The 23,251-nt window shown below is 71.0% G+C and carries 22 protein-coding genes and 1 riboswitch; of the genes, 13 read left to right on the forward strand and 9 right to left on the reverse strand.

From position 1 onward, the window contains the following. Positions 1 to 4 precede the first annotated feature (4 nt). From R0146_RS13640 to R0146_RS13660, 5 genes are read left to right on the forward strand one after another with little or no spacing between them, the layout of a single operon-like run. Positions 5 to 1,063 carry a 2Fe-2S iron-sulfur cluster-binding protein gene (locus tag R0146_RS13640; protein ID WP_317690399.1) on the forward strand — a complete coding sequence of 353 codons (1,059 nt, stop codon included), beginning with the start codon at positions 5 to 7 and terminating at the stop codon, positions 1,061 to 1,063. Between the two features lie 11 nt (positions 1,064 to 1,074). Then, positions 1,075 to 2,421, forward strand: coding sequence for a M20 family metallopeptidase (locus R0146_RS13645; protein WP_317690400.1), 1,347 nt, complete (start codon positions 1,075 to 1,077; stop codon positions 2,419 to 2,421). A gap of 2 nt (positions 2,422 to 2,423) precedes the next feature. Further along, positions 2,424 to 3,512: a VOC family protein gene (locus R0146_RS13650; RefSeq protein WP_317690401.1), complete on the forward strand. Its 1,089-nt coding sequence runs from the start codon at positions 2,424 to 2,426 to the stop codon at positions 3,510 to 3,512. 17 nt (positions 3,513 to 3,529) lie between these two features. Next, complete coding sequence (locus tag R0146_RS13655; RefSeq protein ID WP_317690402.1) at positions 3,530 to 3,967, forward strand: lipocalin-like domain-containing protein; 438 nt, start codon at positions 3,530 to 3,532, stop codon at positions 3,965 to 3,967. Between the two features lie 14 nt (positions 3,968 to 3,981). Next, entirely contained in the window at positions 3,982 to 5,367 is a 1,386-nt protein-coding gene (locus tag R0146_RS13660) for an amidase family protein (RefSeq protein WP_317690403.1), read from the forward strand. A gap of 24 nt (positions 5,368 to 5,391) precedes the next feature. Here the strand turns inward: R0146_RS13660 and R0146_RS13665 are convergent, their stop codons facing one another. Continuing rightward, positions 5,392 to 6,297, reverse strand: a complete 906-nt coding sequence (locus tag R0146_RS13665) for an NUDIX domain-containing protein (RefSeq protein ID WP_317690404.1) — start codon at positions 6,295 to 6,297, stop codon at positions 5,392 to 5,394. Positions 6,298 to 6,445: 148 nt separating this feature from the next. Here R0146_RS13665 and R0146_RS13670 point away from each other — a divergent pair, with 148 nt between their 5' ends. Beyond that, positions 6,446 to 7,030 carry a dihydrofolate reductase family protein gene (locus R0146_RS13670; protein ID WP_317690405.1) on the forward strand — a complete coding sequence of 195 codons (585 nt, stop codon included), beginning with the start codon at positions 6,446 to 6,448 and terminating at the stop codon, positions 7,028 to 7,030. A 121-nt stretch (positions 7,031 to 7,151) separates the two neighbouring features. On the opposite strand, the gene R0146_RS13675 is transcribed toward R0146_RS13670, so the two are convergent. From R0146_RS13675 to R0146_RS13700, 6 genes are all read right to left on the reverse strand, one after another. Then, entirely contained in the window at positions 7,152 to 8,246 is a 1,095-nt protein-coding gene (locus tag R0146_RS13675; protein WP_317690406.1) for a transaldolase family protein, read from the reverse strand. A gap of 123 nt (positions 8,247 to 8,369) precedes the next feature. Beyond that, entirely contained in the window at positions 8,370 to 9,170 is an 801-nt protein-coding gene (locus tag R0146_RS13680; RefSeq protein WP_317690407.1) for an AIR synthase related protein, read from the reverse strand. After that, a complete protein-coding gene (locus R0146_RS13685) occupies positions 9,167 to 9,937 on the reverse strand; it encodes an energy-coupling factor transporter transmembrane component T family protein (RefSeq protein ID WP_317690408.1) in 771 nt (256 codons plus the stop codon). Before R0146_RS13685 ends, R0146_RS13680 begins: the two co-directional genes overlap by 4 nt. Then, a complete protein-coding gene (locus tag R0146_RS13690) occupies positions 9,934 to 11,688 on the reverse strand; it encodes an ABC transporter ATP-binding protein (RefSeq protein ID WP_317690409.1) in 1,755 nt (584 codons plus the stop codon). The genes R0146_RS13685 and R0146_RS13690 overlap by 4 nt, the downstream gene beginning before the upstream one ends. Before the next feature lie 7 nt (positions 11,689 to 11,695). Further along, positions 11,696 to 12,220 carry an ECF transporter S component gene (locus R0146_RS13695; protein WP_317690410.1) on the reverse strand — a complete coding sequence of 175 codons (525 nt, stop codon included), beginning with the start codon at positions 12,218 to 12,220 and terminating at the stop codon, positions 11,696 to 11,698. 109 nt (positions 12,221 to 12,329) lie between these two features. Beyond that, positions 12,330 to 13,814, reverse strand: coding sequence for a type II toxin-antitoxin system RelB family anti-toxin (locus R0146_RS13700; RefSeq protein WP_317690411.1), 1,485 nt, complete (start codon positions 13,812 to 13,814; stop codon positions 12,330 to 12,332). Positions 13,815 to 13,945: 131 nt separating this feature from the next. On the opposite strand from R0146_RS13700, the gene aceA reads away from it, so the two are divergent. Both aceA and R0146_RS13710 read left to right on the forward strand, forming a co-directional pair. Next, complete coding sequence (gene aceA / locus R0146_RS13705) at positions 13,946 to 15,217, forward strand: isocitrate lyase (RefSeq protein ID WP_317690412.1); 1,272 nt, start codon at positions 13,946 to 13,948, stop codon at positions 15,215 to 15,217. 30 nt (positions 15,218 to 15,247) lie between these two features. Then, complete coding sequence (locus R0146_RS13710; protein ID WP_317690413.1) at positions 15,248 to 17,476, forward strand: malate synthase G; 2,229 nt, start codon at positions 15,248 to 15,250, stop codon at positions 17,474 to 17,476. Between the two features lie 112 nt (positions 17,477 to 17,588). On the opposite strand, the gene R0146_RS13715 is transcribed toward R0146_RS13710, so the two are convergent. Beyond that, positions 17,589 to 18,278: an NUDIX hydrolase gene (locus R0146_RS13715; protein ID WP_317690414.1), complete on the reverse strand. Its 690-nt coding sequence runs from the start codon at positions 18,276 to 18,278 to the stop codon at positions 17,589 to 17,591. A 136-nt stretch (positions 18,279 to 18,414) separates the two neighbouring features. After that, positions 18,415 to 18,521, forward strand: a riboswitch (TPP riboswitch). On the opposite strand from R0146_RS13715, the gene R0146_RS13720 reads away from it, so the two are divergent. Both R0146_RS13720 and thiH read left to right on the forward strand, forming a co-directional pair. Next, positions 18,520 to 19,338: a thiazole synthase gene (locus R0146_RS13720; protein WP_317690415.1), complete on the forward strand. Its 819-nt coding sequence runs from the start codon at positions 18,520 to 18,522 to the stop codon at positions 19,336 to 19,338. (Overlaps the previous riboswitch by 2 nt.) Continuing rightward, on the forward strand, positions 19,335 to 20,486 hold the full coding sequence (gene thiH, locus R0146_RS13725) for a 2-iminoacetate synthase ThiH (protein WP_317690416.1): 1,152 nt from the start codon (positions 19,335 to 19,337) through the stop codon (positions 20,484 to 20,486). The genes R0146_RS13720 and thiH overlap by 4 nt, the downstream gene beginning before the upstream one ends. Positions 20,487 to 20,558: 72 nt before the next feature. On the opposite strand, the gene R0146_RS13730 is transcribed toward thiH, so the two are convergent. Then, positions 20,559 to 21,404 carry an NAD(P)H-binding protein gene (locus tag R0146_RS13730; RefSeq protein ID WP_317690417.1) on the reverse strand — a complete coding sequence of 282 codons (846 nt, stop codon included), beginning with the start codon at positions 21,402 to 21,404 and terminating at the stop codon, positions 20,559 to 20,561. A gap of 96 nt (positions 21,405 to 21,500) precedes the next feature. Between R0146_RS13730 and R0146_RS13735 the strand changes: the two genes are divergently transcribed. From R0146_RS13735 to R0146_RS13745, 3 genes are all read left to right on the forward strand, one after another. Beyond that, positions 21,501 to 21,863, forward strand: a complete 363-nt coding sequence (locus R0146_RS13735) for a winged helix-turn-helix transcriptional regulator (RefSeq protein ID WP_317690418.1) — start codon at positions 21,501 to 21,503, stop codon at positions 21,861 to 21,863. A 91-nt stretch (positions 21,864 to 21,954) separates the two neighbouring features. After that, a complete protein-coding gene (locus tag R0146_RS13740; protein WP_317690419.1) occupies positions 21,955 to 22,308 on the forward strand; it encodes an MTH938/NDUFAF3 family protein in 354 nt (117 codons plus the stop codon). A gap of 216 nt (positions 22,309 to 22,524) precedes the next feature. Next, positions 22,525 to 23,241: an AAA family ATPase gene (locus tag R0146_RS13745; RefSeq protein ID WP_317690420.1), complete on the forward strand. Its 717-nt coding sequence runs from the start codon at positions 22,525 to 22,527 to the stop codon at positions 23,239 to 23,241. Positions 23,242 to 23,251: the final 10 nt, after the last annotated feature.

Genomic DNA, 23,251 nt, shown 5'->3' on the forward strand with positions numbered 1-23,251 from the left:
TCCGATGACGATCGTGGAGGGCACGGAGATGACCGTGCCGCAGACAGCATCGCGTCACATCGCCCTGCGATTCACCGACGGGCAGGTGCGGGAATTCGACGCGGATCCTGGGGAGACTCTCCTCGCCGCGGCCAGACGGGCCGGCCACAGGCTGGTCAGCCAGTGCACCGTCGGCACCTGCGGCACCTGTGTCGGCACCCTGGTCGACGGCGCAGGCGAGATGCCGTCCGACCGGATCAGTACGCTGTCGGCGGACGAGCTGGCCGCCGGCCAACGCCTGCTGTGTCAGACCCGTGCCCTCTGCGATTCGTCGTTCGACCTGGACTATCCCGCCACTCTTCTGGAGGCGCATCCGCCGGTCGGCTTCCGGGCTCGGATCACCCGCCTGACCTGGGTCGCCGACACCGTCGTCGAGCTCGAACTGAAGGTGCCCAAGGCGATCAAGTTCGGCTTCACCGCCGGGCAGTACTGCCGTATCCAGGTGCCGGGCACCGATGAGTGGCGCAGCTACTCCATCGCCTCCGGGGAACATGAACGGTTCCGGCTCACCTTCCTGATCCGCATCCTGCCCTCGGGCGTGATGTCCGACTTCCTCCGGGACGCCGCGCGGACCGGGCAGTCCCTCGAGGTGGAGGGCCCGCTGGGCGGGTTCGTCCTGGAACCCGCTCCCCGGCCCACCGTTCTGATCGCCGGCGGCACCGGGCTGGCCCCGATGCTGTCGATGCTGGACCGGCTACGGACGGTCCAGCCGACCCCGCCGATCCTGCTCCTCTTCGGCTGCAACCGACCGGCCGAGCTGTTCCACGAGGACGAGCTGGCCGCCAGGATCAGCCTGATGCCGACGCTCGAGGTGCGTACGGTCCTGATGGACAACGCAGGCCGCGACGACCTGCCGGCCGGCACCCCGCTGTCGGTGCTGCGGGCCGACGACGTGGCGCCGGACACCGTCAGCTACCTGTGCGGTCCCCCGCCGATGATCCGGGCCGCCGAGGAACAGCTCGGCGCTCTCGGACTGCCCGCCCACGACATCCGGGCCGAGCAGTTCGTGCCGAGCGAGAACTGATGGGGCGCCCGATGCGTGTCACCACCCAGCCGCTGCCCCTCGACCCGGAGCGTCGCGCGATGTACGACGCGCTGGTCGCCCACCTCGACGCCGACCGGATGCGGGATCTGCTGGTCCGGCTGGTCGACATCCACAGCCCGACCGGCGCCGAGCGCGCCGCCTCGGAGTTCATGGCCGGCCACCTGCGCGACGAGGTCGGCATCGAGGCCGAGTACATGCCGATCTCGGAGGCGACCGGCAACGTCCACGGCATCCTGCCGGGCCGGGGCGACGGCGCCAATCTGCTCCTCTACTGCCCGATCGACACCCACATCGAGCCCGAGCTCGACGTCCCGGCGATCGGCCCGTACGCCCGGGCCGACATGCTCCCCACCGCCCGGGTCCAGGACGGCCTGGTGGTCGGCCTGGGGGCGTCCAACCCCAAGGTGATGGTGGCCGGCCTGACCGAAGCCGTCCACGCGATCCGCGACGCCGGGCTGGACTTCCTCGGCGACCTCACCATCGGCTTCGCCGGCGGCGGCATGCCGTGGCTCAACTCCCGGCGGGACCACGTCGGGATGAGCACCGGGGTCTACCAGCTGCTGATGCGTGGCCTCTATCCGGACTACTGCCTGCTGCTCAAGCCGCGCCCCGGCGTCTATCCCGAAGAGCCGGGAATGGCGTGGATCAAGGTTTCCGTCCGCGGCACCTTCGGCTACGCCGGCATCACCCGGGGCACTCCGGGCTTCCGTTCCTCCATCGTCCCGGCCGCCACGGTGATCGAGGAGCTCGAGGCGTGGCTGCCGCGCTACACCGCCGCCAACACGTACGGCACCGTGCTGCCGGAGGCCTGGATCGCCGCGGTCCGCGCCGGCGATCCCGACAAGCCGGCCTTCCCGTCGGCCACCACCGAGATCTTCCTCGACCTGCGGATCAATCCCCGTACGTCACCGGCTGACGTCCGCGCCCAGTTCGCACTGTTCGTCGCGGGCCTGCGGGCGCGCCACCCGGAGATCGAGCTGGACTGGACGATGTACGGCAGCCTGCCCGGCGGGCGCACCGACGGCGACAACTGGATCGTCCAGTCCGCCCAGCGCGGCTGGGAGCAGGTGTCGGGTGAGCCCTACACCGAGACGCCCTACCAAGCCGGACAGACCGACGGCGCGATGATCCGTACGCTCGGCGTCCCGACCGCCCGGGTCGGCTACCCGTGGCCGCCGGCCACCGCACCGGCCGACCTCAACGAGGGCCTGGGCGGCATGGGCGTCGCCTCGGTCGAGGACGTCCTGATCGGTGTGCGGAGCATCGCGTACGCGATCGTCGACACGCTCACCCGGACCCGGGCCGACCTCGGCCTGGCCGGCGACACGAAGGAATGACCATGGCAGACGACCAGACGGTGCCCGACGAACACCAAGCGCCGGACGAACACCAAGCGCCCGGCGGACAGCAGGCGCCGGACCGCTCCGACCTGCTGCTCGACTCCCTCGGATATGTCGGGATCTCGTCCGACCGGCTCGACGACTGGACCACCTTCGGTCACGACGTCGCCGGCATGCAGGTGGTCGACTCGACCCGGCACGGCCGGTCGCTGCGGATGGACAGCCGCGCGCAGCGGTTCCTGATCAGCGACGACGGCGGCCGCGGCTACTTCGGGTTCGAGGTGTCCGACGCGGCGGCGCTGGCCCGGGTCGGCGAGCGCCTCGACCTGCGCAGGGTGCGGCACACGGCGATGGACCGCCCGACCAGGGAGCACCGCCGGGTGACCGACGGCCTGTGGTGCCTCGACCCGGACGGCAACCGGATCGAGGTCTTCCACGGCCCCGAGCTGGCCGACCGGCCGTTCTCCCCCGGTCGTACGATCGGCGGCTTCCGCACCGGCGTGCTCGGCCTGGGGCATGCGGTGCTGCTCACCGCCGACCCGCGGGCGCTGATCGACTTCTACCAGGGTGTCCTCGGCTTCCGGCTGTCGGACTTCCTGTTCAGTCCGTTCGAGGCGCACTTCTTCCACCTCAACCCGCGCCACCACAGCCTGGCGATCGTCCGCTCGGACGGTCCCGGCATCCACCACATCATGGTCGAGCTGGCCCGGCTGGACGACGTCGGCGCGGGCTTCGACCTGGCCGAGAGTCGCGAGGACGGCATCCGGGTGTCGCTCGGGCGGCACTCGAACGACCACATGCTCTCCTTCTACGCCCGTACGCCGTCCCCGTTCATGCTCGAGTACGGCTGGGGCGGGCGCTCCATCGACGTCGACCGGTGGGCGCCGTACGAGCTGACCGAGGGCCCGAGTCTCTGGGGCCACGAACGGTCCTGGCTGTCCCCCGAGCAACGCCACACCGCACGGCAGCTGCGGATCGCCGCCTCGGCCGAGGGCCGCAGCTACCCCGTCCACGTCCGGGAGGGCAGCTACGACGTGGTGCCCCCGGAGAGCTGGATCCCCGCCACCCGACGGCCGTACGTCGGCTGACCCGAAAGGCAGACACCATGACATCGCGCACCATCACCCCCGAGGAATTCGAGGGCACCTGGCGGCTCCTCGACTGGCGCCAGGAATACGACGACGGCCGGGTCCGGTATCCGATGGGCGAGCGCCCGGTCGGCCTGATCAGCTACCGGGAGGGTCGGGTCTACGAGATCGCGACCAGCGCCGGCCGGCCCGACTTCGTCACCGGCGGCCAGTGGGACGCCGACGACGCGGAGAAGGCGATGGCCTACACCACCTCGATGTGCTACTCCGGGACGTACGTCCTGGACGGCGACCAGGTCGTGCACCACGTCGACCTCAGCGTGTTCCCGAACTTCGTCGGCAAGGGCCTGCGCCGCACCGTGCTCTGGGACGGCGCGACGATGACGCTGTCCGGCCGGATGGAGGAGGGCACGCCCGAGGCCCGCACCGTCATCCTCGACTGGTGCCGCTGGTGAGCGAGGAGACGACGATGACCGACCTCACCACCCCGACCGCCACCGGAGGCGTCCCGGCCACCGGCGAGTGCCGCACCCTGCAGGACTGGCTGCGGCTGCCCGTCGGCGCCCGTCAGGAGCTCGCCGCCGACGCGGTGCGGGCCGCCGAGCAGGCCCGCGACGACCTCAACACCTACATCAGCGTCCTCCCCCTCGACCAGCTCCAGCCGGCCGACGACGGCGAGCTTGCCGCGGTGCCGTACGCGGTGAAGGACAACATCGACGTCCGTGGCCTGCCGACCACCGCAGGCACCCCGGCGCTGATCGGGCACCGTCCACGGATCGACGCGTCGGTCGTCCGCTCGCTACGCGATGCGGGGGCGGTCGTCATCGGCAAGACGAACCTGCACGAACTGGCGTTCGGGCTGACCTCGAACAACGGCCGGTTCGGTCCGGCCCGCAACCCGTACGATCCTGCTCGGGTCTCCGGCGGCTCCAGCGGCGGGTCGGCGGCGGCGGTCGCCGCGGGCACGGTGCCGTTCGCGCTCGGCACCGACACCGGTGCGTCGGTCACCACCCCGGCCGGCTACTGCGGTGTGGTCGGCTTCCGGCCGTCGACCGGTCGGTACGCCGGCGACGGGATGCTGCACCTGACCTGGACCCGGGACGCGATCGGGGTGCACGCCCACACGGTCGCCGACGTCCGGATCATCGACCGGGTGATCACCCGCTCGTCGGTGCGGACCGATCCGGTCGAGCCGGCCGGTCTCACCGTGGGGGTCCCGGCGGAGTTCTTCGAGGACGTCGATCCGCAGGTGGCGCAGGCGGTCGACGCCGCGCTGGCGGCGCTGCGTACGGCCGGTGTCCGGCTCGTCGCGGTGGGCGTGCCGGGGGCGCTGGAGCTGGCCGCGGCCGGCTTCTCGATGGTGTTCTACGAGACCCCGATCAACGTACGGGCCTATCTCAACGAGACCGCGGAGGCGTATCGAGGACTCACCCTGGCCGAGATCGCCGCCCGCAGCGGGTCGCCCGACGTCACCGCGATGCTGCGGCTGATGCTCGACGACCCGATCAGCGACGACCGCTACGAGGCGGACGCCGGCGTCCGCAACCTGCTGCGACGGCGCTACCAGGCCTCCTTCGCCGAGCACGGGCTGGATGCGATCCTCTACCCGACCACGCCCAACCTGCCGCCGGAGTTCGGCAGCGACGACCGGATCACACTCAACGGCACCGAACGGGACATGTTCCCCACGGTGACCCGCAACGTGGCCCCCGGCGGACTGGCCGGCGCTCCGCAGCTCACCCTGCCGCTGTCGCGGCCCGACGGTGCGCTGCCGATCGCGGTCACCCTCGAGGGCGGCATCGGGACCGACGACCGGCTGCTGGCCCTCGGGGAGGCACTGCACCGGCTGATCTGAGCCGCTCGGCCGCGGGGCGACCATTCAATCCAGCAGATCCAGCAGCCAGTGCACGCGCTGGGTGGCTGCGCCGGCCGTGGTCACCCGCTCGGTCAGCCCGCGGTCGCTGGTGACCACGGTGACGGCCCGGCCCGCGGCGCGCAGCCGCTCGGTCTCGGCGACGATCGTGTCGTCGCCCGACCCGGGGGCCCGGACGACTCCGGTGGCGACGGTGTCCCGGTCGGACACGGCGCGCGCGTCCCCTTCGACGACCACCCGGTAGTCGGGGAACCACCGGTCCTCGGACAGCCCAAGTGCCCCGGCCGGGACGCCGCGCAGTGCCAGATCGTCCACCCGCCCGAGGAGCCGGCGGGCGGCACCGGCACGGTCGCGCCACCAGCCGTCCGGGGTGGCGCCGACGACGTTCGCCGCGTCGATCACGATCACCGGGCGATGGTCGAGCAGCGTACGGAGCCGGGGCCAGGCCGCCGCGAATCCGGGGTGCAGCGGGTGGTCCGCCACCTGGGCCGGCGGCACCCAGGCCAGTTCCAGGCTCTCCCGGTCGGCGATCACCGGCTCGAACGGCGCCACGACATCGCCGACCACCGTGGTGTAGCTCCACACGTCCAGGTCGAGGACGCTGAGGAACCGTGGTGTGATCGTCCCGTCCGGCACCCCGGCCTCCTCGCGGGCTTCCCGGCGGGCGGCGTCGACCGCAGACTCGCCCTCGTGGCGCGCACCGCCCGGCAGACCCCAGGTGCCACCGTGGTCGCTCCATTCCACCCGGTGCTGCAGCAGCACGCCGCGGGCAGGATCGAGCGCCAGCAGCCCCGCGGCGCCGAAACGCCCCCAGTACCGCTCCCCCGTCGGCGCCACCACCCAGGCGTCGCCGGGGTCCCGCGGACCGTACGGTCGGCGGGGCTCTCCGGGGAGGGGCGGCAGGATGGTCACGGCCCCACCCTGTCACAGCCAGAAGCTCACCTTGTCCACCCGGCAGATAACTCGTACGCTTGTGTTCAAGGTAGCCGACCGGGCCCGCGTGCGAGGTGACCGACCTACCCCGCCTGCGTGACAGGACGGCTCGACGAGAGGTCCTGCCATGCCACCACTCACGATCGACTTCATCACCACCCTCGACGGGTACGCCTCCGGGGAGGGCTGGCCGGGCTTCTGGGGGCTGGAGGGCCCCGAGTACATGGCCTGGCTGGACCAGCAACCCGTCGGGGCCGACGTGCTCCTGATGGGGGCGAACACCTATCGGCTGATGTCGGCATTCACAGCGGACCGCACCAGTGGCCCCGAGGAGGCCGAGGCCTTCGACCGCCTCGCCCGTGAGGACAAGGTCGTCTTCTCCTCCACCTTGCGTCCGCCGCTGGCGTGGCCGCACACCAGGCTCGTCGCCACCGACCCGATCGAGGCGGTGCGCCTCCTGAAACGCGACGGTGACAAGCCGTTGCGTACGCTGGGCAGCCTGATGCTGTGCCGGAGCCTGCTGGCCGCCGGCCTGGTGGACCGCTTCCGGGTGGTGATGTTCCCGGTGATCACCGGCCGCACCGGACACGAACGGATCTACGACGGCTATCCGGACGTGGCGCTGGAACTGGTCGACAGCCGCCTCTTCGATGGACGGACACAGCTGCTGGAGTATGTGCCGACGGTGCTGTCCGGCCCGCCGGGCGCCTGAGCGGGTCGCCGACGCGAGTATTCACGGAACAGCGACTCTCCGCCCACCCGGTCGCGCATCGCGGCGGGCGGACGGGGAGTGGCGGCGGACGGCGCCGAGGGGACGAGCCGGTCCGGAGATGTCAGGGCGCCGGGATCAGGATGTCGCGCACCAGGGCGTCGAGGTCGGCGTCGGCGGCGAGGAACTGGCGCAGGGTCCGCCGGGTGGGGCCGAAGTCCTCGAACTCCGGCGTGGTCATCCCGTCCACCTCGTAGGCGCGGACGAAGTCGGGGATGCGGCGCAGCTGTTCCAGGTAGTGCTCGGCTACCGGGACGTCCATCCGCGGGGTGACCTGGTAGTCGGAGGCGTTGATCAGGGCCTGCCACTTGAACGGCGGGGAGACCACGACGTCACCGCCGACGAACTCGGCCCACTGCAGCACGTTGCGGAAAGCCGCCGACAGCAGCCGGGCGCGCAGGCCGCGCTCCTGGAAGATGCCGTACGCGTGCTTGAAGGCGGCCACACCGGCCCACTCCAGCGCGGCCGGATCGAGGAAGATCTTGTCGCGGGAGACGACGGTCTTCAGCCAGTCGTCGAGCCGGCCGCACATGATGGTGACGACCGGTCCCATCGTGGCGGTGTCGAGGCCCTCGGCCTCGCGACGCTTGAGGGCCCGCTCGATCGCCTCACCGGCGGTCACCGCCTGCGGCACCGAGAAGGAGACGGTCACGTTGACCGAGACGCCACGGTAGGTGGCTTCCTCGATGGCCTTGATGCCGGTCTCGGTGGCCGGGATCTTCACCACGATGTTGGGGGCCAGCTCGCTGAACTCGACGGCCTGCGCGACGATCGCCTCCGCGTCGCGGTGCAGCCGCGGGTCGGTCTGCACCGACAGCCGGCCGTTGCGGCCGTGGTGCGCGTGGAAGATGGGCTCGAGCAGCTGGGCCGCCTCGACCGACATGTCCTTGACCGCCTGCCAGCCGATCTGCGATTCCCCCCAGGTCGGGTGGGCGGCCGCGATCCGGCGGATCCGCTCGGTCCACACGTCGGGGTGCTTGGAGATCGTGGTGTAGGCGATCACCGGGTTGCAGGTGGCTCCCACGCCGCCGAAGGCGATGGACTGGCGCAGCTCCTCCAGGTCGGAGGAGTCGTTCCAGAGGGCGGTGGGGGTGGTCTGGGCAGCCTCCAACAGTGGACCGGCGACGAGGGCCGTGTCGAGGTGGGCCGTGTCAATCATGGACTCAAGCTCCTGATCAGTGGCGTGGGGGCGCCGATGCCGCCCAGCTGGTAACCACACAAGACAATTTAGAGTCCATGACAGTACGAAGTCAAGAATATGTACGTACAAATAGCTGTGTCGTCACTGGTCGGTGGTCAGCCACGCCACCGGATGCAGCGGCACCCCCGCACCGACCACGCCCCGGAGCGCCTCCACCGCCTCGGGCGCGCAGCTGACCAGCACGCAGCTCGACGGGCCGCCCGAGTCGGTCAGGGAGACCGGCGCCTGCTCGATCCACACCGGCCGCAGACCGGCCGGTCCGGCGAGCTGGGGCACCTCCCAGGCGAGGCCGCGTGACCCGACCGGGACCGCGTCGTGGACGAGACCGGAGGCCAGGGCGGCCCGCACCGCGGCCACCGGGACGAGGCCGGGATGACCGATGACGATCCGGTCGCGCGGTGCCGACAGCGGGATGCCTGCGCACAGCACGACGTCGCCGGGCAGTGACCCGGCCCGCACGCTGTGCCCCGGCGGCATCCGGCCGATGACGGTGACGGCGATCCCGGTCGCCCGGGTGACCACGTTCTCCTCGGTGCTGCCGGTCACCGCCTCCGCCGGCACCCCCGCCTCCGCCGCCGAGCGGCGGATCTCGGCGATCATCGGCTCACCGGTCGGGTCCCGCTCCACGCAGAGGTCGTCGACCACGGCGATCGGCTCGGCGCCGACACACAGCACCTCGAGCAGTGGCACCCGCAGGGCGAAGTGGGCGACGGTGACCGCCTCGGCCGGCACCGTGTCGGCGGGCTTGGGGCCGATCCCGCCGATGCAGTCGGTGGCGACGACGAGACCGTCGCCGAGCACCAACAGGTCACGGAAGGGGCGTACGGACGGCGCCGGCAGGCCGGGCCTGGACAGGATCGTCGCCGCGGGATCGACACTCACAGCCGACCCCATCCTCGGGTGAAGCGCGCCCAGACCAGCACGGTCACGCCGACCAGGACGACGGTGAGCACCAGCAGGTCCGCCCGCCGCAGCCGCAGGTCGCGCAGCATGGTCATCGAGGTCCGGGCGCCGTAGCCGCGGTTGGTCAGGGCGACGGCGAGGTTCTCCGCCATCAGGACGGAGCCGGTCATCAGCGGGACCATGATCGGCACCAGGGCGGCGATCCGGCCGATCGGGCCCGAGGTGCGGACGTGGGCGCCGCGGGCGCGTTGGGCGTCGATGATCAGGTCCTTCTTCCGGGCGAGCGTGGGGATGAACGAGAGCGCGGTGGTGACCAGGATCGACAGCCAGATCGGGGCCCGCAGCGTCGCCATCACCACGAGCAGGTCATCGACCGAGGTGCTGATGGTGACGGCGTAGCTGGCCGACACCATGACGAGGATCCGGGCGACCAGGTTGAGCCCGACCAGCAGGCCGCCGACGGTGGCGGTCACCGGGCCGAGGGCGAAGAGCACCCGCGGGTGGTCGGCGGGTGCCGCCCGGTCCGCGGTGACCAGCGTGACGGCGACGACCAGCACGAGGACGGGCAGCAACGGTTCCACCAGCGCCCGCAGTCCACCCAGTGGCGTCCTCGCGAGCACGAGGGCCGCCAGCAGGACGGCCAGCAGTGCGGCGTTCCACAACGGGTGGGAGAGGACGATCGCCGCCACCAGCACCGCGGCGAAGCAGATCAGCTTGACCCGTACGTCCAGGATCTCCAGTCTCATCCGACGGCCTGCCCGACCAGTGCGCTCGCCAGGTGCCGGCCGAGCCGGGCCGGGTCAAGCAGCGGCGGTGCGCCCGGCCACAGTCGCCGGCAGAGTGCGGCGGTCTGCGGGACGGACACCCCGGCGGCCGCCAGGACGTCGGGCCGGGCCATCACCTCGGCGGTCGGGCCGTCGGCCACCGTCCGGCCGTCGGCGAGCACGATCACCCGGTGCGCGTGATCGCCCACCAGTTCCATGTCGTGGGTGACCATCAGGATCGTCGTGCCGTCCGCGTTGAGCCGGTCGACCAGGTCCATCACGGCGCGGACACCGACCCAGTCCTGACCGGTGGTGGGCTCGTCGACGACCAGGACGGCCGGCCGCAGCGCGAGCACCGACGCGACGGCGACCCGCTGCCGCACCCCTCTGCCGAGGGAGAGCGGGTGCTGGTCGGCCAGCTCGGACAGGCCGCAGAGCTCCAGCGTGTCGGCGACCCGCCGGCCGATCTCCCCGGCGTCCAGGCCGGCCATCCGCAGCCCGTAGCCGACCTCGTCGACGACCGTACGGTTGAAGATCTGGTGGTCGGGGTTCTGGAACACGTAGCCGACCTGGCGGGCGAGCTCCCAGGGCTCGAGTCCCGCCACGTCCACCCCACCGAGGCGTACGCTCCCGGCGCTGGGCTCCAGCAGACGGTTGAGGTGCTTGGTGAGGGTCGACTTGCCGGCGCCGTTGCGCCCGACCAGGGCGACGTACTCGCCGGGCCCGATCGTCAGGTCCACGCCGTCCAGGGCGCGATGACCGCCCGGGAAGACGTGCACCAGGTCCCGCACCTCGATCACCGGCGCGGCGCTCGCCGGCCACGGACCAGATCCCGGGACGCTCGCCGGGACATCCGCGACGACGGGCGCCGGGACGGCTCTCCCGGCGCGCACCCGGTCGACGACCGCCACGGCCGCGTCGACGTCCAGTGGCACGTCCGGTGGGTTGATCAGGCCGGCCTCGACGAGCGCCGTCCCGACCACCGCGACGGGCAGTGGTCTGATCGCGTGCCGTGCCGCCAACGCCGGGTCGCGGAAGAATTCCGCCGGGGCGCCCTGCCAGCCGACCCGGCCCTCGTCCAGGACCACCAGGTGGTCGGCCCGGCGGACGACCTCGGCACCGTCGTGGTCGACCACGATCACCGCGGTCCCCGGGCTGCGTCGGAGCCGGTCCACCGTGGCATAGACCTCCCGACGGCCCTGGGGATCGAGCGCGGAGGTGGGTTCGTCGAGGCAGAGCACCTCCGGTTCGAGCGCCAGGATCCCGGCGATGGCGAGGCGTTGGTGCTGGCCACCGGACAGCTCGGCCGTGCGCCGCTCCTCGAGTCCGGTGAGCCCGACCCGGGCCAGGCAGTCCGTCACGCGTCGCCGGATCTCGTCGCGGGGCACCAGGTAGTTGCGCGGGCCGAAGGCGACGTCCTCGGCGACCGTACGACCGACCAGCTGGCTCTCGGGGTCCTGCAGCACCAGGCCGACGTGTTCGGTGATCGTCTGGACGCGATAGTCGGCGAAGTCGGCGCCGTCCAGCCGGACCGTGCCGCGCAGCGTCCCCTCCGTCAGTTGGGGGATCACGCCGTTGAGCGTCATCAGCAGGGAGGACTTCCCGGCGCCCGTCGGGCCCATCACCGCAGTGACGGTCCCCGCGTGGAAGCTGAGGGAGACCTCCCGAAGGGCGTCGGCGTCGCTCCGCGGATAGCGGTAGGACACGTCGACCAGGTCGAGGCAGTCCCGCATCAGGGGGTCAGTCCACGAACCTGGTGTTGCGTACGGCGTAGTAGGCGACCGCCGCGATCACGAGGTTGACCACCGCCCCCGCCAGCAGGGACGGGACCGCAGCCACATACATCCCCCAGCCGCCCACCGGCAGGACGACCAGGCCCAGCCCGACGCTGTTCAGCAGTGCGGTGACGACCAGCCCGACCACCATCCCCACGGTCCCCCGGCGGGCGAGCCAGGAGAACACCAGCGCGCACACGCCCATCCCGACCGCGATCAGCAGGTGCAACGGCAGGGTCAGCGGGAACCCGGTGAGCGCCGCGGTCAGCAGGTGGCCGACGGCCGCGACGACGAAGCCGACCCACCCGCCGAAGGCGACCGCGGCGAAGAATCCGGGGGCCGAGTCGAGCGCGACCGTGCCGAGCGGGCTGGGGAGCTTGACCAGCGACCCGACGGCGCTCAGGGCGATGAAGATCGCCATCACGGCGACCTTCCGTGCGGATACTGCCGGGCGTGCTGCGCGGTCCGGTTGACGGTCGGCCAGGCTCATGGGCTGCTCCTCCAGGATGGTCGGACCATCGGACGATCCCGACGGCCCGTGTGAGACTAGCGCCCACCCGACCTGCCTCGATCGGCGGGGAGGCCGGGAACTTCCTCGGTCAGTCGTCGTGCGCCCCGGACCGTGCGTCGAGGAACTGGTAGACCTGCGCGTCCTCCACCCCGGGGAAGGTGCCCGGCGGGAGCGCGGCGAGCAGGTGGGCATGCGCCCGCGCACTCGGCCACGCGTAGCCGGCCCAGCGCTGCGTCAGTTCCGCCGGCGCCCGGCGACAGCAGCTCGGATCGGGGCACCGGGAGACCGAGTGTTCCTTGGTGTCGCGCCCCCGGAACCACTTCGATTCCTTGTAGGGCACACCGATGCTGGTGGAGAACGCGCCGGTGGCGTCGGCCCGGTCGACCCGGGCGGTGCACCAGAAGGTGCCGTCCGGGGTGTCGGTGTACTGGTCGAACGCGTTGAACTTGTCCGCGACGTCGAAGACCTGCCGGGAGGTCCAGTAGCGGCACAGCGGCTGACCCTCGATCGCCCCCAGGCTGTCCTTGGGGAAGGTGACGCCGTCGTTCTCGTACGCCTTGTAGATGACCCCGGACTCGTGGACCCGCTGGAAGTGGATCGGGATGTCCAGGTGTTCGGTGGCGAGGTTGGTGAGCCGGTGACAGGCGCCCTCGTAGCTGACCGCGAACGCGTCGCGCAGGTCCTCCGGTGCCAGCTCCCGCCGGTCCTTGGCCTGCTGCAGGAACCGTACGGCCGGCTCCTCGGGCATCAGCAGTGCCGCGGCGAAGTAGTTGGTCTCCACCCGCTGCCGCAGGAAGTCGCCGTAGCTCGTCGGCGGCGTGTGGCCGAGGATGTGGTGCCCGAGCGCCTGGAGCAGCACCGACTTGGGGTCGTGGTCCCCCAGCCCGGCGGCAGGCAGGTAGATCCGCATGTTCCGCAGGTCGGTGACCGAGCGGGTCGAGTGCGGCAGGTCGCTGGCGTGGTGCAGGGTGAAGCCGAGATGCTCGGTGATGTCGCCGATCAGCCGCTGTGACAGCGGCCCGGAGGCATAGCCGACGCGCTTCAGCAGCTTCGCCGCCTCCGCCTCCAGCTCCGCGTAGTAGTTGTTGCGGGCGCGCATCTCGTCGCGCAGCACCGAGTTGGCGCGCCGCGCCTCCTCGGGGGTGGCGACCCGTTCGGCGGCCTCACGGGCGAGTTCGCGATGCAGCTCGACGAGCGCCTCCAGCACGTCCAGCGGCATCCGGGGGGAGATCCGGACCGTCGGCAGGCCCTTGGACCGGGCCAGCGGGGAGTGCATGTGACGGTCGAGCTCGATCTCGAGCTGGGCTCGCCGACTGGGCACCGGGGCGGTCAGGTCGTCCAGCGACGCGTCGTAGACCCGGGCGATCCGCTGCAGCGTCGACAGCTTCGCCTCGCGCTTGCCGTTCTCGAGCAGGGAGAGCTGCGACGCCGAGACGCCGGACTGCTCGGCGACCTGGCCCAGCGTCAGGTTGTGCTCCTTGCGCAGGTGCCGCAGCCGTCGGCCGAGCGAAAACGGATCGAAAGCATCTGTCATCTGGGTCACATTGGAGAGGGCATCATCGTTGACATCCACGGAGTTGACGATACCGGAAGATCTGCATTTCTTCTCCAGAAAATCTCTGGATCATCGTTGCTGCGTCTCGCAAGGTAGTTCCAACGGGCCCACAGCAAGGGTGCTGGCCCGACGGACCGAAGGACATCGTCATGAGCTCCACCTCTGCAGAACTCATCCAGTACGACTGGCGGACCAACCCTCGCTGGGCCGACGTGAAGCGGGACTACACCGCCCAGGACGTGGTGCGTCTGCGCGGCACCGTCCAGGAGGAGCACACGCTCGCCCGCCGCGGAGCCGAGCGGCTCTGGGAGAAGATCCACACCGAGGACTACATCAACGCGCTGGGTGCCCTCACCGGCAACCAGGCCGTCCAGCAGGTCAAGGCCGGCCTGCAGGCCATCTACCTCTCCGGCTGGCAGGTCGCCGCCGACGCCAACCTCTCCGGCCACACCTACCCCGACCAGTCCCTCTACCCGGCCAACTCCGTGCCGCAGGTCGTCCGTCGGATCAACAATGCCCTGCTGCGCGCCGACCAGATCGAGCACGCCGAGGGCATCCGCTCGGTCGAGGACTGGCTGGTCCCGATCGTGGCCGACGCCGAGGCCGGCTTCGGCGGCCCGCTCAACGCGTACGAGCTGATGAAGGCCATGATCGCGGCCGGCGCCTCCGGTGTGCACTGGGAGGACCAGCTCGCCTCGGAGAAGAAGTGCGGCCACCTCGGCGGCAAGGTGCTGGTGCCGACCAAGCAGCACGAGCGCACCCTGAACGCCGCCCGGCTCGCGGCCGACGTCGCCGACGTCCCGTCGGTGATCATCGCCCGCACCGATGCCGAGGCGGCCACCCTGATCACCTCCGACGTCGACGAGCGCGACCAGGAGTTCATCACCGGTGAGCGCACCACCGAGGGCTTCTACAAGGTCCGCAACGGCCTCGAGGCCTGCATCGCCCGCGGCAAGGCGTACGCCCACTACGCCGATCTGCTGTGGATGGAGACCGGCACTCCCGATCTCGAGGTCGCCCGGAAGTTCGCGGAGGGCGTCAAGGCCGAGCACCCCGACCAGATGCTGGCGTACAACTGCTCGCCGTCGTTCAACTGGAAGAAGCACCTCGACGACGCCACCATCGCGAAGTTCCAGCGCGAGCTGGGCGCGATGGGCTTCACCTTCCAGTTCATCACCCTGGCCGGCTTCCACGCCCTCAACTACTCGATGTTCGACCTCGCCCACGGTTACGCCCGCAACGGGATGAGCGCGTACGTCGAGCTCCAGGAGCGCGAGTTCGCGGCCGAGGAGCGCGGCTACACCGCCACCAAGCACCAGCGCGAGGTGGGCACCGGATACTTTGACGACATCGCCACCGTGGTCAACCCGCAGAGCTCCACGACGGCTCTGAAGGATTCCACCGAGATCGCGCAGTTCTGATCGTCACGATGCGCGAGTGAGGAGACCACCATGACGACTTCGACAACGACCCCGGCGGGCCTCGGCACCGAGACCCATCAGCCGATCGGCGATCTGCTGGTCGACCGCAGACTGGTGGCGTTCCTCGACGAGGAGGCGCTGCCCGGCGCCGGCGTCCCGCAGGAGACGTTCTGGGACGGGTTCGTCCGCCTGTTCCACGACTTCGCCGACCGCAACCGCGCTCTGCTGGCGGAGCGCGACCGGCTGCAGACCGCCCTCGACACCTACCACCGCCGGCAGCCGGGCCTGCCCGAGCCGGTGGCGTACCGACAGTTCCTGCGCGAGATCGGCTACCTGCTGGACGAGCCGACCGGCGTGCAGGCGCGGACGGTCCAGGTCGACACCGAGATCGCGGAGGTCGCCGGGCCGCAGCTGGTGGTGCCGGTGATGAACCGCCGCTTCGCGATCAACGCGGCCAACGCGCGGTGGGGCTCGCTCTACGACGCGCTCTACGGCACCGACGCGATCAGCGAGGAGGGGGGCGCCGAGCGGGGTCGCGGCTACAACCCCGAACGCGGCCAGCGGGTGATCGCCTGGGCCCGTGGGTTCCTGGACCGGGCGGTGCCGCTCGCCTCCGGGTCTCACACCGACGTGGTGGAGTACCGCGCCGGCCAGCGGCTCCAGGCGACGCTGCGGTCCGGTGACGTGGTCGGCCTGGCCGACGAGGACGCGTTCGCCGGCTACACCGGTGCTCCCGGGGTGCCGAGCAGCATCCTGCTGCGGCACCACGGGCTGCACATCGAGCTCCGGTTCGAGGCGGACAGCGCCATCGGCCGGTCCGACCGGGCCCACATCAGCGACATCGTCCTGGAGGCCGCGATCACCGCGATCATGGACTTCGAGGACTCGGTCGCGGCGGTCGACGGGCCCGACAAGGTCACCGGCTACCGCAACTGGCTGGCGCTCAACGACGGCTCCGCGGCCGAGGAGATGTCGAAGGGTGGGCGTACGTTCACCCGTACGCTCTCCGACGACCGTTTCTGGATCGCTCCGGACGGTTCCCAGGTGCGCCTGCCGGGACGCTCGCTGATGCTGTGCCGCAACGTCGGTCACCTGATGACCACCCCGGCGGTGCTCGACGAGCGCGGCGAGGAGCTGCCGGAAGGCATCCTCGACGCCCTGGTCACCAGCCTGTGCGCGATGCCCGGTCTGCTGGCCGGCAACGAGCGGTCCAACTCCCGCGCCGGCTCCATCTACATCGTGAAGCCCAAGCAGCACGGGCCCGCGGAGGTGGCGTTCACGTCCGACGTGTTCGGCGCGGTCGAGGACATCCTCGGCCTGGAGCGGCACACCATCAAGATGGGCATCATGGACGAGGAGCGCCGTACGACGGTGAACCTGATGGCCTGCATCGGGGAGGCGCTCGACCGGATCATCTTCATCAACACCGGGTTCCTCGACCGGACCGGCGACGAGATCCACACCTCGATGGCGGCCGGCCCGATGATCCGCAAGGCGGAGATGAAGTCGGCCACCTGGATGACCAGCTACGAGGACTGGAACGTCGACGTCGGCCTGGCCGCCGGGCTGCCCGGGCACGCCCAGATCGGCAAGGGCATGTGGGCGATGACCGAGCTGATGGCGGACATGCTGGAGTCCAAGATCGGCCATCCGCGGGCCGGGGCGAACACCGCCTGGGTGCCCTCGCCGACGGGTGCCACCCTGCACGCCACCCACTACCACGAGGTGGATGTGCGGGAGCGCCAGGCCGAGATCGCCCGGGAGGGCCGCCGCGCCACCCTGGACGGGCTGCTCCAGATCCCGCTGGCCCCGAACACCGACTGGACCCCGGAGGAGCGCCGCCGCGAGGTGGACAACTCCTGCCAGTCGATCCTCGGCTACGTGGTGCGCTGGATCGAACAGGGCGTCGGCTGTTCCAAGGTGCCCGACATCAACGACATCGACCTGATGGAGGATCGTGCGACCTGCCGGATCAGCTCGCAGATGCTGGCCAACTGGATCCACCACGATGTCGTGTCGGCGGAGTTCGTGGTGGACGCGTTCCGCCGGATGGCGGTGGTCGTGGACACGCAGAACGCCGGGGACCCGGACTATCTGCCGATGACGCCGTCGACACCCGAGGGATCGTACGAGGACTCGATCGCCTGGTGCGCCGCGCGTGACCTGGCCCTGCACGGCACGGAGTCGCCCTCCGGCTACACCGAGCCGATCCTCCACGCGCGTCGCCGCGAGTTCAAGGCCCGCCACGGACTCGTCTGACGCTTCTCCACCCCGCCTGACCTCTCCCGTTCGGCAGGCGTGCTCACCCTGCGGCCCCGCCGGTCGACCGACCGACGGGGCCGCAGGTCTGTCCGGGGCGCCCCGGGATGCCTCAGCGGCGCATCACCGGCGGATACAGGGTGTCGGCGGGGCCCGACCGGTAGACCTTGGCCGGTCGCCCGCGACCGTGGACGACGTCGCCGGTCTCCTCGACGAACCCGTCCGCACCGAGCACCTTGCGCTGGAAGTTGCGCGGGTCGACCTCGGCGTCCCACACCGCCTCGTAGACCCGTCGCAGCTCGGGCAGGGTGAACGTACGGCCGCAGAAGGCGGTGGCGACGGTGGTGTACTCCAGCTTCGAGCGGGCACGTTCGATGCCGTCGCGCAGGATCCGGTCGTGGTCGAACGCCAGCTCCCGGCCGAACGCCTCGTCGACCGGCACCCACTCGGCACGGTCGGCGTCGGTGTCGGGGGTCGGCTGCGGCAGTCCGGCGCCCAGGGCGAGCCATGCCACCGACACCACCCGCTCGGGTCGCGGGTCGCGGCCGGGGTCGCCGTACGTCCGCAACTGCTCCAGCACCACGGCGTCCGCGCCGATCCCGGCCTCCTCCCCCAGCTCGCGATAGGCGGCCTGTTCCAGCGACTCCTCGATCCGGACGAATCCGCCCGGCAACGCCCACCGGCCGGTGAACACCTCGCCGGCGCGGCGCACCAGCAGCACACACAGCCGGTCGTCGCGCAGGGTCAGCACCACGATGTCGGCGGCCACAGCGAAGATCGGAAACCGGGACTCGTACGTCACCCTCCGCACCTTACATGTGCTCTTGACATATAGCGAGACGTGGCGCTGGGCTTCGTCCCCGCACCGGACCGACCGACTCAGCGGCCGCCGCACTCCGGCCCCCATCGAGCCCCTCGCACCGCCGGGTATAGCGTGGGCACATTCCCACGGGTGCCCCAGCAGGGGCTGAGATCGCGCTGACGCGCGTGGAACCGTCGAACCTGTCCGGATCATGCCGGCGTAGGAAGTGAGTGCACCTCAAATGTCTGACACGTTCACCCTCGGTGGACACGAGTTCTCGTCCCGTTTCATCCTCGGGTCGGGCAAGTACAACCTCGACCTGATCAGGGCGGCCGTCCACCAGGCCGGGGCGCAGATGATCACCCTCGCGCTGCGCCGGGCGACGGCCGGCACCGAGAACATCCTCGACCACATCCCCGAGCACGTCACCCTGCTGCCCAACACCTCGGGCGCCCGCACCGCCGACGAGGCGGTGCACATCGCCCGGCTGGCCCGCGAGCTCGGCTGCGGCGACTTCGTCAAGGTCGAGGTGATCCGCGACGCCAAGTACCTGCTGCCGGACAACCAGGAGACCCTTCGGGCGACCGAGACGCTGGCCGCCGAAGGGTTCATCGTGCTGCCGTACATGCACCCTGATCTGACGGTGGCCCGCGACCTGGTCGCCGCCGGCGCCGCGGCGGTGATGCCGCTGGCCGCTCCGATCGGGTCGAACCGTGGTCTGGCCGCCAAGGAGTTCATCCAGATCCTGATCGACGAGATCGACGTGCCGGTCATCGTCGACGCCGGCATCGGCCGGCCCTCGCAGGCCTGCGAGGCGATGGAGCTGGGCGCCACCGCGATCATGGCCAACACGGCGATCGCGACCGCCTCCGACGTTCCCGCGATGGCCCGAGCGTTCCGGCTCGCCATCGAGGCCGGCCGCGCCGGCTACCTCGCCGGGCCGGGCCGGGTGCTCGATCGCGGTGGCGAGGCCTCGAGCCCGCTGACGGGTTTCCTGGACGACGACCCGCTGGACGGGGCAGGCCTGGACGGGGCAGGCCTGGACGGGGTGGCCCGATGAGGCACACCGACCACATGGGCTACTACCCCCGGCAGGAACGGCTCGGCTCGGGGCTGATGGACCAGGTGCTCACCCGGGTGGCGGCGACCGACTTCTCGGTCTACACCAGCCGTGACGTCAGGGCGGCGCTGAGCCACCGGACCCGTACGATCGACGACTTCGCCGCCCTGCTGTCCCCCGCCGCCGCACCGCTGCTGGAGGACCTGGCCGTGGCGGCCAGGCGCGCGACGTGGGAGCACTTCGGCACCTCGATCCAGCTGTTCACACCGCTCTACATCGCCAACTACTGCGCCAACCTGTGCACCTACTGCGGCTTCGCCGCCGACAACAGGATCCAGCGGATGCGGCTCTCTCCGGAGGGCATCGACGCCGAGCTGCGGGCGATCGCCGACGCGGGCTTCGAGGAGATCCTCATCCTCACCGGCGAGAGCCCGAAGTTCTCCGACACCGATTACATCGCCGACGCCGTCCGCCGGGCCTCCGCCCTGTTCCGGACCGTCGGGGTGGAGATCCAGCCGGTCAACACCGACGAGTACCGTACGCTCCACGAGGCGGGCGCCGACACCGTCTGCGTCTACCAGGAGACGTACAACCCGGTGGCGTACGATCCGCTGCACCCGGGTGGCCGCAAACGCAGCTTCCCCTACCGCTTCGAGTCGCACGAGCGGGCGCTGCGCGGCGGGATGCGCGGCGTCGGGTTCGGGGCCCTGCTGGGCCTCGACGACTGGCACGCCGACGCGCTGGCCACCGGCCTGCACGCCGCGCTGGTGCAGAAGGCCTATCCGGCCGCGGAGATCAGCCTGTCCTGTCCCCGGCTGCGGCCGACGGTGGCGGACGCCACCGTCAACCCCCAGGACGTCCACGAGCGCCAGCTCCTGCAGATCCTGTGCGCCTACCGGCTGTTCCTGCCGTACGCCGCCATCACCGTCTCGACCCGGGAACGCGCCGGCTTCCGCGACAACGTGATCGGCGTCGTGGCGACCAAGGTCTCGGCCGGGGTCAGCACCGGTGTCGGTGCGCACGCGGAGGGGCTGGCGTCGGGCGACGAGCAGTTCGAGATCGCCGACGGTCGCAGCCTTCCGGAGGTGTGTGCCGCCATCCGGGCCCGGGGCCTGCAGCCGGTGATGAACGAGCACGTGCTGGTCTGAGGCCATCGGCTCCGCGGCGGCACAGCGGTCCGTGGGCCGGAGCCGAGGGAGCGCCGTGCCGCGAGCCGGGGATCAGGCCCGGGTGCGGAGGGTGTCCGCGATCGGCGCCGTCGGGTGTCCGATGAGCGCGGCGAGCTCGCCGGTGCGATCAGCGAGCTCCCCGGCGGCGATGGCGTCGTCGACGGCCACCAGGAAGCCGACCAGACCGGAGTCCAGACCTGCCCCTTCGAGGGCCGCCGCCTTCTCCTCCGGTGACACCCGTACGGCGCTGACCTCGCGCTCGAGCACCGCCGCGAAATCCCCCGCCAGCTCGTCGAAGCTCCACGCGATGTCGCCCGTCAGGGTGTACGTACGCCCTGTCTCCTCGCCGGCCAGCACGACCGCCGCGGCCTCCGCGAGATCGCTGCGCGAGGCGCTCGCCACCCGACCGTCCCCGGCCGCGGTGAGAACCTGCCCCGTGTGGGCCGCAGCGTCGAGGTCGGCCAGGAAGTTCTCGTGGTACCACCCGTTGCGGAGGATGACATGAGGCAGGCCCGAGGCGCCCAAGTACTCCTCGGTCGCCTTGTGATCCGGCGCGACCGGATTGATCGACGCATCCGCGCGTGGGGCGCTCGTGTAGACGACGCGGCCGACTCCGGCCTCCACGGCGGCGTCGACGACCGCCGCGTGCTGCGCCAGACGCTGTCCGACCGCCGTCCCGGAGATCAGCAGCATCGAGTCGACGCCGGCGAGGGCGGAGGCTTCGGGTCGGTCGTAGTCGAACTGCCGCACCTCGATGCCCCGGGCGACGAGGTCCGATGCCTTGGCGGTGTCACGGACGAGGGCGACCACCTCGTCGGTGGGCGTGCCACGGTCGATGAGGTGGTCGATGACGAGGCCGCCGAGGTGGCCGGTGGCGCCGGTGACTGCGAGGGTCATGGATGGTCCTTCCGAAGAGCACGTACGGACGATGAGTACTTACAAACAGTAAGCACTATACTCAAGTAAGTACCAAGCACCAAGGGGACCAGGACCATGACTCGTCCATTCGATGTGTTCGACCACGACTGCCCGTCGCGCGGGATCGTCGACGATGTCGTCGACCGGTGGTCGGCACTGGTCCTGGTCGCCCTCATCGACAGTCCCCATCGGTTCTCCGAGACGGCGCGAACGGTCGGGGGGATCAGTGACCGCATGCTGGCGCGGACCCTCACCACACTGACCGCCGACGGCCTCGTGACCCGGATCGAGCACTCCGGACAGCGCGTCGAGTATCGGCTCACCGACGCCGGGCGCCGAGTTGCCGTGGCCCTGCGGGGGGTGGTCGAGGCGATCTACGACGTGATGCCCGACGTGATGCGCGTCCACGGCGCCGCGACGGTGGCCGACCCCGCCTGATCGCCCGGAGCCGGCCACCACGCGCTGGTGCGACCAGGCGACGTACGCATCCTGCGCTGGGCACACTGGAGGCGAGGAGAGGGGATGGGTCATGAAAGCCCGCCTGGTGCGCTTCGGCGCTGTCGAGATCGACGGCCACACGTACGAACACGACGTGGTGATCAACCGGGGCCTCGTCCGGAAGCGCGACAAGAGCGCGTCCAAGGCGTTCCGCGGCCGGCTGGGTCACACGCCGCTGACCGTGGCAGAGGACCTGCCCTGGGGAGGCGACCGACTGATCATCGGGACGGGGGCGGACGGCGCGCTGCCGATCCTGCCCGAGGTCGAGCGGGAGGCGACCCGTCGGGGAGTCCGGTTGGTCGCCGTGGTCACCGACGAGGCCTGCCGTCTGATCGCCGCCACCAAGCGCCACCGGGTGCACGCGGTCCTGCACGTCACCTGCTGACCGCCCCACTCGCCGTACGCCTCAGGACTTCCGGAAGCGGACCCGCGGCGCGATCTTCCGGCGGGTCGCGTTCATCCCTGCGCAGAGGATCACCACCAGAGGCGGAGTCCAAGCCGGTAGCCTCCTTCAGACCGAGCCCTGGGCCCAGGCTCCGCGTGATCACCACGCCGCGGGCACCGCGCGGACAGGTCCGGATCGGTGACCTACGGTGAAGCCATGACCGCGTTCAGCTCACTGCCTATCCGCGAGGTGATCGGTGAGACATCGGTCGAGGACAGTCACTGGCCGTTCACCATGGCCCCGGTGGCCCAGCTGCTCCGCGACGGGCTGGAACTGTCGGAGTTGACCGTCCTGGTCGGCGAGAACGGGGTCGGGAAGTCGACCATCATCGAGGCGATCGCGATGGCGTACGGTCTCAGTCCCGAGGGCGGCAGCACGTACGTACGGCCCTCGGATCGGCCCACGGAGTCACCGCTGTACGAGCGGATCCGGCTCGTCCGTGGCGTCGGCCGCTCCCGGTGGGGCTACTTCCTCCGCGCCGAGACGATGCACGGGCTGCTGACCTTCCTCGAGGAGCATCCGGGCGCCGACGGCCCCTACCATGAGCGCTCCCACGGGCAGGCGTTCGGCGAACTCCTCGCGACGAAGCTGGCGCACATGGCCGGCCGTGGCGGCTTCCTCGTGCTGGACGAGCCGGAGTCAGGGCTGTCGTTCCTGTCCCAGATCAAGCTGGCGAACCAGCTGGCCGCCCTGCGCGATGACGGCATCCAGGTGCTGATGGCCACCCACTCCCCGATCCTGTCGGCCACTCCGGGGGCACGGATCGTCGAGGTGGACGAGGATGGCTTCCAGCACCGGCGGTGGGACGAGCTGATGACTATCGCCCTGTACCGCCGGTTCCTCGCCGATCCCGGCTACTTCGGTCTGGAGTGAGTCGCCACCG

The sequence above is a fragment of the Raineyella sp. LH-20 genome, assembly GCF_033110965.1.
In the GTDB taxonomy this organism is placed as follows: domain Bacteria; phylum Actinomycetota; class Actinomycetes; order Propionibacteriales; family Propionibacteriaceae; genus Raineyella.